Origin of the sequence: Kineococcus haloalkalitolerans (assembly GCF_050871905.1) — a bacterium.
In the GTDB taxonomy this organism is placed as follows: domain Bacteria; phylum Actinomycetota; class Actinomycetes; order Actinomycetales; family Kineococcaceae; genus Kineococcus.
The window spans coordinates 130,066-139,386 of sequence record NZ_JBJLSH010000004.1; the positions used below are offsets into that span (position 1 = coordinate 130,066).

Sequence of the window (9,321 nt, forward strand, 5' to 3'; positions counted from 1 at the left end):
AGTCTTCCTCAGCGGCCGCGCAGGTCGCGCTCCAGGGCGTCCAGCTCACCGGCCAGGCGCACCAGCCCCGCGTCGTCGTCCGGCGGCCCGGACAGCAGCAGCGCCCGTACCGCGGCCGGGTCGCGGCCGCACTCCCAGGCGGCGACCTCGGCCACGTCCACGACCGGCGCCTGCGGGTCCAGCCGCACCAGGGCGCGCACCCGCCGCACCGTGGCCGCGCGCAGCGCCTCCGCGGCGCGGTCGCGGGCGGCGGCCTGCGCGTACAGCCGGCCCCGGCCCTCCACGCTCTCCACCGCCCGCACCACCACCGGCAGCGGCTCGGGCACCAGGCGGCCCAGCCGCCGGCCGCGCCACAGCGCCACGGAGGCGGCCGACAGCAGCAGCAGGACCCCGGCCGGCACCACCCACGCCGGCACCAGCTCGCGCAGCGGCACCGCCTCCCCGGCCGGCGTGTCCAGCGGGTCCGGGCGGTACCAGACGAGGACCGGCTGCGCGCCCAGGCTGCGCAGCGCCAGCGCCGCGTTGCCGCGCTCGTCCAGCACGTCGTTGGTCAGCACCCGCCGCTGCCCCAGGACGACCACCCGCCCCGGCCCGTCCCCCGCGGGTCCCACCACCGCGTAGGAGCCGCCGTAGCAGACGGCCGCGCCGTCGGCGCCGTCCGCGCCCTCCACCACGGCGTACGTGGTGCCGCCGGCGAGCACCTCCCCGGCGGCCACCGCGTCGGGCGCCGCGCACCCCGGGTCCGCCGGGGCGGCCGGGCGCGTCCCGGCCGGGCGCAGCTGCGGCGCCAGCTCCGCCAGCGCGGGGGCGTCCGGCGCCGCGAGGACAAGGTCGGTGCCGCCGGCGGCCAGGTCCGCCAGCGCGCGCAGCCGCTCCGGCACGAGCACCTCCGGTGCCGTGACGAGGACGGTGGCGCCCTCCGGCGCGTCCCGCACCCGCGCCAGCGCGTCGTCGAAGCGGCGCACCGGCTGCACGTCCACGCCCTGCTCCTGCAGCACCCGGGCCAGCGCCCGCGAGCCCTCCGGCGCCACCGAGTCCGCCGCCAGCGGCTCGCGGGAGGTGCGCGGGGCCAGCAGCGCCAGCAGCAGCGCCAGGGCGACGAGGCCGGCGGCGACCAGCAGCGGGCCGCGCCAGCGCTCCCACCGGGAGGGGGCGGCGCCGGGACGGCCCGCGGCGCCGGCGGCGCTCCCGGGGGCCTCGGGGCCGGTCAAGACGCTCACGGCGCCGCCACCGGCGCGCCGGGCTCCGGGGCGCGCTCGGGTGCCGCGGGCCGCGCGGCGGCGACCCGCTCGACCACCGCGCGCAGGTCCGCGTCGGCGGCCGCCGAGGCGCCCCGCCCGCCGTAGCGCACGTCGTCGAACGTGCGCGCCGCGCGGCGCAGCTCCCCGGCGCACCCCGGCAGCGCCGCGGCCGCCTCGTCGGCGACCTCGTGGGCCGTGCGGCCCGGGCGGCGCTCGATGAGGACGCGCTCCTCCAGGGAGCGCACCAGCCCGCGGAAGCGCTCCTGCACGGCCTCGTCGAAGCGGCCGGCGGCCGCGGCCGCGTCCGCGGCGCGGAAGTGCTCCTCCGCCGGCACCGGGCCGGCGGCGAACACCGCGTCGGGGCGGGCGGCGCGCGCCTGCCGGCGCACCGGCCCCGCCGCCAGCAGCACGGCCACCGCGACGGCGGCCACCAGCACCAGGACCAGCAGCGGCCCCGTCCAGCTCGTGCCCAGCCCGGGCACCTCCACCTGCGCGAGCCGGTCGGCGAACCAGTTCCAGGCGCGCAGCAGCCAGGGCGCCCGCGCCTCGCGGTACTCCGCGCCCGCCAGCTCGCGCGCCAGCAGCTCGCGCGCGCCCGCCCGGTCCGGCTCGACGGGCACGCCGGCGGCCACGGCGCCGATCACGCGGCGGGGTCCCGCCCGTCGCCGCCCGGCCCCGCCGCGGCCGCGCGGTGCAGCTCCACGTCCAGGCCCTCGCGGCGCATCCGCAGGTCGACGTAGACCAGGGCCGTCACCGACGCCAGGAACGGGTAGGCCACGACGCTGCCCAGCAGCGTCCCGATCCCGGTCACGGTCTGGGACACGACGATCTCCGTCGTGCCGGGGACCTCCTGGCCGCCCGAGCCGAGGAACGTCGCCGCCCCGCTGAGCAGGGAGAAGGGCGCCTGCACGGCCGTCACCACGACGGTGGCCACGACGCTCGTCAGCGCCAGGATCCCGAAGGTGCGCCACCAGCTGCCGCGCACCAGCCGCCACGAGCGGCCCAGCGAGGCCCCCACGCCCAGCCGCTCCAGCAGCAGCGCCGGGGTGGCCAGCGCCCAGCGCACGTAGACGAAGGCGCCCAGCACCAGCCAGGCCAGCAGCCCGCCCACCAGCGCCAGCGCGCCCGCCCCCACGGAGGTGTCCGTGGCCAGCAGCGCGATCCCCGGGGCCAGCAGCAGCGCGCCCAGCACCAGCACGGCGACGGTCACCAGCAGCGAGACGGCCACCAGCGCGAGGACCCGCGGCCGCGTCAGCCGCCACAGCTCCGCCAGCCCCGTGCGCTGGCCCAGCACGGCCCGGCTGACGGCGAGGATGAGCATGCCGTTGAGCACCAGCACCGCCACCACCTGCAGCAGCGTGGAGACCAGGAACAGCGGCACCGAGCGCTGCAGCGCGCCCAGCGCCTCCGCCGGCCCCGCGGCGCCCGTCTCCAGCTGCGCCGCCAGCCCGACGACGTCGCGCGTCAGCACGACGTTGGCCAGCACGATGACCACCGTCGTGACGCCCACCACCAGCGCCGACAGGCCGACCATGGCCCGCGGGTTGAGGCGGAAGGCGCGGAACGCCCCGTCCCAGATCTCACCCAGGCCCAGGGGCCGCAGCGGCACGATGCCCGGTCGCGGTGGGGCCGGTTGCGCCGGCGGCGGCTGCCACCCGCCGCCGTCCCAGCCGCCCGGCCCGCCCTGCCCGCCCTGCCCGCCGGGGGCACCCGGCGCGGCGCCCGGGGGCGCGACCGGCGCGGGGCCGGGCGGCGGGGGGTCGGCCGGGCCGTGCCAGCCGCCCGCGCCCCGCTCGGCGGGGCTGTGCCACCCGCCGCCGTCACCGGGCCCGGGTACCCCCGGCTCCTGCCCCTGGCTCATCCTCGGCGTCCCCCCGTGCTGCGGTCGCGGACGTCGGCCCGCGGTGCTCAGCATCGTGCCAGAGGGCACCCCCGCGGCGGCCGTGGGCGCGTGCTGCCCCGCGCCGGAGCGGTCGCGGGGCAGACTGGGGGCATGAAGGGCCGTGTGCTGGTCGTGGACGACGACACCGCGCTCGCCGAGATGCTGCAGATCGTGCTCAAGGGCGAGGGCTTCGAGACCACCGTCTGCAGCGACGGCGACGAGGCGCTCGCGGCCTTCCGCGCCGCGCGTCCCGACGTGGTGCTGCTGGACCTCATGCTCCCGGGCACGGACGGCATGGAGGTGTGCCGGCAGATCCGCGCCGAGTCCGGCGTGCCGATCGTCATGCTCACCGCCAAGAGCGACACCGTCGACGTCGTGCTCGGCCTGGAGGCCGGCGCCGACGACTACGTCGTCAAGCCGTTCAAGCCCAAGGAGCTCGTCGCCCGCGTGCGGGCCCGGCTGCGCGCCTCGGGCGAGCGGCCCCCCGAGACGCTGCGCATCGGCGACCTCGTCGTCGACGTCGCCGGGCACTCGGTGCGCCGCGACGGGCGCAGCCTGCCGCTGACCCCGCTGGAGTTCGAGCTGCTGGTCACGCTGGCGCGCAAGCCCTGGCAGGCGTTCTCCCGCGAGCTGCTGCTGGAGCAGGTGTGGGGCTACCGGCACGCGGCGGACACGCGGCTGGTCAACGTCCACGTCCAGCGCCTGCGCTCGAAGATCGAGCGCGACCCCGAGCACCCGGAGATCGTCGTCACCGTCCGCGGCGTCGGGTACCGCGCCGGGCCCCTGTAGCGGTGCGCCGGGTCCTGCTGCGCCCCCTCGCGCGGTGGCGGTCCTCGCTGCAGACGCGCGTGGTGGCGCTGACCACCGCCCTGGGGGTGGTCGTGGTCCTCGGCGTCGGCACGTTCCTGCTGGACGGCATCGCCGAGGGGCTGCTGGAGGACCGCCAGCGCGTCGCGGTCGCCGACGCCGCGCGCAGCGCCGCGACGGCGCAGTCGCAGTTCGACGCCGCCACCTCCACCTCCACGCCCGAGCTGGAGCAGCTGGCCGGCGACGTCGTGTCCTCCCTGGAGGGCGCGGGACCGGACCGGGTGCGCAGCGTCCTGCTGCTGCGCACGCCCGCGTCGGCGGGCGGTGCGGACCCGGTGACGCAGCCGGTGGTGCGCGACGTGACCTCCCCGGGCCTGTCGGCCGACAGCGTCCCGGCCGAGCTGCGCGCGGCCGTGCAGGGCAGCGACGTGCAGCAGCTGCAGCTGGTCGACCTGCGCGACGGCAGCGGCGCCCCCTCGCTGGTCGTCGGCTCGACGGTGACGCTGCCGCGCGCGGGGCAGTACGAGCTGTACCTCGTCTACTCCTTGGCCAGTGAGCAGGCGACCATCGGCCTGGTCCGCGCCACGTTCATCGGCGGCGGCCTGGCCCTGGTGGTCCTCGTCGGGGCGGTCGCCTGGCTGGTGGCCCGCACGGTGGTGCAGCCCGTGCGCGACGCCGCCGGCACGGCCGAGCGGCTGGCCGCCGGGCACCTGGACGAGCGCATGCGGGTGCGCGGCAGCGACGACCTGGCGCGGCTGGCGCGCGCGTTCAACGCGATGGCCGCCGGGCTGCAGGAGCAGATCGAGCAGCTGGAGGAGCTGTCGCGGCTGCAGCGGCGCTTCGTCTCCGACGTCAGCCACGAGCTGCGCACGCCGCTGACGACGATCCGGATGGCCGGGGAGGTCCTGCACGACGCCCGCGGCGACTTCGACCCGGCGGTGGCGCGCTCGGCGGAGCTGCTGCTGACGCAGCTGGAGCGCTTCGACACGCTGCTGAGCGACCTGCTGGAGATCAGCCGCTTCGACGCCGGCGCGGCCGCGCTGGAGGCCGACCCGCAGGACGTGCGGGCGATCGTGCACCGCGTCGTGGACTTCACCGCGCAGCTGGCCGAGCGGCGCGGCAGCGAGGTCCGCGTCAGCGAGCCGCACTCGCCGTGCACGGCGGAGGTGGACTCGCGCCGCATCGAGCGGGTGCTGCGCAACCTGCTCGGCAACGCCGTCGAGCACGGCGAGGCGCGGCCCATCGAGGTGACCGTGGTGTGCGACGAGCACGCCGTGGCGGTGGGCGTGCGCGACCACGGGGTGGGTCTGGACCCGACCCAGCTGCCGCGCGTGTTCGACCGGTTCTGGCGCGCCGACCCCGCCCGCGCCCGCACCACCGGCGGCAGCGGGCTGGGCCTGGCGATCGCCCTGGAGGACACGCGGCTGCACGGCGGGTGGCTGGAGGTGTGGGGCCGGCCGGGCCGCGGCTGCCACTTCGTGCTGACGCTGCCGCGCCAGGCGGGCCGGCCGCTGCGGGCCTCGCCCCTGCCGGTGGTGCCGGCGGGCTGGCGCGAGCCGGTGGCGGCGCTGCCGGCGCCGGTGGTCCCGCCCGCGGTGGGCGGCGGGAGCGGGACGCCGTGACGGGCCGGCGCGCGCGGCGGCGCGGGGCGCGGGGCGCGGTCGTGGCCGCCGCGCTCGCCGGCGCCCTCGTGCTCGGCGGCTGCGGCGGGCTGCCGCGCTCGGGGCCGGTGGTCAGCGGCTCGCGGGTCGTGGACGACCCGCGCGCCGGGGTGCTGCAGGTCATCCCCCGGGGTCCGCGGGTCGGCGCGGGGCCGGCGGAGGTGGTGCGCGGCTTCCTGCTGGCGGGCGGCGCGGCGGCCGACGACTTCGCGGTGGCCCGCTCCTTCCTCACCGGCGACGCCGCGGGCCGCTGGCGCCCGGCGGCCGGGACGACGCTGCTGCGCGACGCCGCGGACGTGACGCCGGCGCCCGTGGACGCCGCGGAGGCCGCGCAGGTCTCGGTCACCGGGGAGGTGCTGGCGGTGGTGGACGCCGCCGGCCACTACGAGCAGCGGCCCGGCGGCACCCGCACCTCGCTGGCCTTCCGGCTCGTGCAGGCCGACGGGGAGTGGCGCATCGACGAGCTGCCCGACGGCCTGGTGCTGACCCGCGTGGACGCCTCGCGCTCGCTGCGCCCCTTCCCCGTCTACTTCGCCACGGCCGACGGGCAGCAGCTGGTCGGGGACGTGCGCTGGTTCCCCTACGACTCCACGACCCCGACGCGGATCGTCACCGAGCTGCTGGCGGGTCCGTCGCCGTGGCTGGCGGCCGCCGTGCGCAGCGGCGCCCCGGAGGGCACGGAGCTGCGGGTGGGCACCGTGCCGGTGGAGGCGGGCACGGCGACGGTCGAGCTGACCAGCGCGGTGCTGGAGGCGGACCCGGAGCGGCGCACGCTGCTGCTGGCGCAGCTGCGCGCCAGCCTGACCCGGCTGCCGTCGGTGGGGCGGGTGCGCGTGGTCGTGGACGGCGCGGAGCTCTCGCGCGGCGCGCCGGGGGACGCGACCGGCCCGGTGGTCGCCGACGGCGCGCCGGACGCGCGCCCGGTCCTCCTGGGGCCGGGCGGGCTCTCGCGCTGGGACGGCACGTCGGTGCGCGCGGTGCCCGGCACGGGGCCGGGGCTGTCGGCCGCCGAGGACGCCGCCCACCCGGCGGTGTCCCTGGACGGGGAGGCGTACGCGGTGCTGCTGGACGGCGAGCGGGAGCTGGCCGTGCAGCGCTCCGGCGGTCCGCTGCGCGTCGTGCACCGCTCGGCGGTGCCGCTGAGCCCGCCGTCGGTGGACCGCTCGGGGTGGGTGTGGACGGTGCCCGCCGAGGAGGGCGCCGAGCCGGTGGTGGTCCCGGTGGACGCGCCCGACGAGCCGCCGGTGCGCGTGCAGCTGCCGGCCGCGGGGATGGGCGGGGTGGTCCAGCGCTGGCGCGTCTCGCGCGACGGGGCGCGGGCGCTGGTGGTGGTGCGCGCCCCCGACGGCTCGCAGCGGGTGCGCGTGCACGGGCTGGTCCGCGACCGCGACGGGCGCCCGCTGCGGGTGGGCGACGGGTCCGCGCCGCTGGTGCCGGGGGCCGAGGAGGTCCTGGACGTGTCGTGGCCGGTGGACGACGAGGTCGTCCTCCTGGTGCGGCTGGCGGACGGGCCCGACCCGGTGCCGGTGCTCAGCGGCGTCTCCGGTCCCTGGCAGGCGCTGCCGGCGGTGCCGGGGGCGGTGTCCGTGGCGGCCGGCACGAGCGAGCGCGACGTCGTCGTGGGCACCGCGGACGGCCGGCTGCTGGCGCGCAGCGGGGCGGAGTGGCTGGTCTTCGCGCAGGGGCGGGACCCGGCCTACCCGGGCTGAGGCGGGGCGGAACCCCGCGCCGGGGGGTCCACAGGGCGGCGCCGCCGCCCGGCGCGCGCCGGACGGTGGACGGCCCGCCCGGGGCGGTCCCGGCGGCGGCACGCTGCCCGGGTGCACCCCCTCGTCCCGCCGGGACCGCTCGCCGTCCTGCGGCCGCTGGGCCGCGCCGCCGCGGCCGCCGTCGACCTCGTGTGGTCCGCCTCCTGCGCCGGCTGCGCCCGTCCCGGCACCCCCTGGTGCCCGTCGTGCGCGGCGGCCACGGGCCGGTGGGCGGCCGGTGCGGCTGCCCGGCTGCCCGACGGCACGCCCGTGCACGCGGCGGACGAGCACGCCGGCGCGGCCCGCGCCCTGCTGCTGGCGGTCAAGGAGGGCGCCCGCGCCGAGCTGCGGCCCGCGGCCGGCCACCTGCTGGCCGCCGCGCTGGAGGGCGCGGTGCGGGAGGGCTCCGTGGCGGATGGGCCCGTGGTCCTCGTGCCCGTGCCCGCCCGCCGGGCCAGCCGCCGCGCGCGCGGCGGCGACCTCGTCGCCGACCTGGCGGCCCGGGCGGCGCGCTCGCGGCGCCGGCTCGGGCACCCGGCCGCGGTGGCCCGCGCGCTGGTCGTGCGCCGCCGCGTGGCCGACCAGACGCACCTGGGCGCCGCGGGCCGGCGCCGCAACGTCGAGGGGGCCTTCCGGCTCGTGGGCGCGGCCCCGGCCGGCGCCTGCGTCGTGGTCGACGACGTCGTGACCACGGGCGCCACGGCCGGTGAGGCGGTGCGGGCGCTGCGCCGCGGCGGCGCCGACGTGCGGGCCGTGGTGTGCCTGACCACCGCCACCCACCCGTCCGAGCGCCCGTCCCAGCGCCCGCCCGGGCGCCCGGGTCCTGCTCCGGGCGGGTCGGCGACGCGCCGCCTCGTCGCAGCCGGGGGCCACCTGGTCTAGCGTTGGTGCATGGCAGCCGAGTTCGGCGGGCGCAGCGGGGGTCCCGGTGTCGGGACGGCCCGCGGGACGCCGTCCGGGCGCTCCAGGCCGCCTGTCGCGCGCGCTCCCCGTCCGGGGGTGGTGCGCGGCGCGAGGTGACGGTCCGAGGCGGGCCGGCACCCGAGCCGCGCCCGCTGGAAACCCGCAAGAGGGAGGCATCCCGTGGAAGTTGTGGTCACCGGTCGGCACACCGACGTCAAGGAGCGGTTCCGCCGCCACGTCGAGGACAAGCTGGAGAAGGTCAGCCAGTTCGCCCCGCGCGCGCAGCGGGTCGACGTGGAGGTGTCGCACGAGAAGAACCGCCGGCAGGCGAGCAGCTGCGAGCGCGTGGAGATCACCGTGCGCGACAAGGGTCCCGTGGTGCGCGCCGAGGCGTGCGCGGACGACCCGTACGCCGCCCTCGACCTCGCGACCACGAAGCTGCTGGAGCGCCTGCGCCGGTCGCGGGACCGGCGCAAGGTCCACCACGGCCGCCGGGGCATGACCTCCGTGCGCACCGCCGCCCCCGCCGGGCTCACCGACGAGGCCCTGGCCCCCGCCCTGGACCCCTCCCGCCCGCTGGCCGAGCAGGTCCGCGCGGACGACGACGAGGTCGCGGCGTCCCCCGCCGCGGGCGGGGACGTCGTCGCCGCCGGTGACGACGGCGCCGCGCTGGACGCCGAGGGCGGCTCGCCCGTCGTGATCCGCGAGAAGCGGCACCGCGCCACGCCGATGACCCTGGACCAGGCCCTGTACGAGATGGAGCTCGTGGGCCACGACTTCTACCTGTTCGTCGACGCCGCCACGGGCACCCCGAGCGTGGTGTACCGGCGTCGCGGGTGGGACTACGGCGTCATCCACCTGGACGTGGAGGACGCCGGGGACACCGGCGCGCAGGAGGCGGCCGGGCTGGACGGCGCGGCGGACCAGCGCTCGGGCCTGGACGCCGTCGTGGCGGCGGCCCTGCGCTGAGCGGGCGCTGACCGGACGGGGCCGGGGGCGGCCCCCCCCGGGGCGGGGCCCGCCCCCCCCCCCGGTGGGCGGCCCGCCCCCCCCGCCCCCCCCCCCACCCGACGAGGGGG

The 9,321-nt window shown here is 79.7% G+C and carries 8 protein-coding genes; 5 read left to right on the forward strand and 3 right to left on the reverse strand.

Annotated elements, in window-relative coordinates; genetic code table 11:
* Positions 1 to 8 precede the first annotated feature (8 nt).
* The 3 genes from ACRYMY_RS03555 to ACRYMY_RS03565 are packed head-to-tail and all read right to left on the reverse strand — an operon-like array spanning position 9 to position 3,102.
* Complete coding sequence (locus tag ACRYMY_RS03555) at positions 9 to 1,220, reverse strand: DUF4350 domain-containing protein (RefSeq protein WP_432545887.1); 1,212 nt, start codon at positions 1,218 to 1,220, stop codon at positions 9 to 11.
* Positions 1,217 to 1,885, reverse strand: a complete 669-nt coding sequence (locus ACRYMY_RS03560) for a DUF4129 domain-containing protein (RefSeq protein ID WP_432545888.1) — start codon at positions 1,883 to 1,885, stop codon at positions 1,217 to 1,219. The genes ACRYMY_RS03555 and ACRYMY_RS03560 overlap by 4 nt, the downstream gene beginning before the upstream one ends.
* A complete protein-coding gene (locus ACRYMY_RS03565; RefSeq protein WP_432545889.1) occupies positions 1,882 to 3,102 on the reverse strand; it encodes a glycerophosphoryl diester phosphodiesterase membrane domain-containing protein in 1,221 nt (406 codons plus the stop codon). The genes ACRYMY_RS03560 and ACRYMY_RS03565 overlap by 4 nt, the downstream gene beginning before the upstream one ends.
* Positions 3,103 to 3,234: 132 nt before the next feature.
* Here ACRYMY_RS03565 and mtrA point away from each other — a divergent pair, with 132 nt between their 5' ends.
* From mtrA to hpf, 5 genes are all read left to right on the forward strand, one after another.
* Positions 3,235 to 3,912, forward strand: coding sequence for an MtrAB system response regulator MtrA (mtrA, locus tag ACRYMY_RS03570; RefSeq protein ID WP_369055072.1), 678 nt, complete (start codon positions 3,235 to 3,237; stop codon positions 3,910 to 3,912).
* Between the two features lie 2 nt (positions 3,913 to 3,914).
* The gene (mtrB, locus tag ACRYMY_RS03575) at positions 3,915 to 5,552 is read left to right on the forward strand and encodes an MtrAB system histidine kinase MtrB (RefSeq protein ID WP_432545890.1); all 1,638 of its coding nucleotides are present in this window, start codon (positions 3,915 to 3,917) and stop codon (positions 5,550 to 5,552) included.
* Positions 5,549 to 7,300: an LpqB family beta-propeller domain-containing protein gene (locus tag ACRYMY_RS03580; RefSeq protein WP_432545891.1), complete on the forward strand. Its 1,752-nt coding sequence runs from the start codon at positions 5,549 to 5,551 to the stop codon at positions 7,298 to 7,300. Before mtrB ends, ACRYMY_RS03580 begins: the two co-directional genes overlap by 4 nt.
* 111 nt (positions 7,301 to 7,411) lie before the next feature.
* Positions 7,412 to 8,221 carry a ComF family protein gene (locus ACRYMY_RS03585; RefSeq protein ID WP_432545892.1) on the forward strand — a complete coding sequence of 270 codons (810 nt, stop codon included), beginning with the start codon at positions 7,412 to 7,414 and terminating at the stop codon, positions 8,219 to 8,221.
* 201 nt (positions 8,222 to 8,422) lie between these two features.
* Positions 8,423 to 9,211 (forward strand): ribosome hibernation-promoting factor, HPF/YfiA family, encoded by a 789-nt coding sequence (hpf, locus tag ACRYMY_RS03590; protein WP_432545893.1) that lies wholly within the window; start codon positions 8,423 to 8,425, stop codon positions 9,209 to 9,211.
* The last annotated feature ends 110 nt before the right edge of the window (positions 9,212 to 9,321 follow it).

Coding starts and splice junctions, on each gene's coding strand:
- mtrA (WP_369055072.1), top strand. CDS start 3,235: ATGAAGGGCCGTGTGCTGGTCGTGGACGACGACACCGCGCTCGCCGAG.
- ACRYMY_RS03565 (WP_432545889.1), bottom strand. CDS start 3,102: ATGAGCCAGGGGCAGGAGCCGGGGGTACCCGGGCCCGGTGACGGCGGC.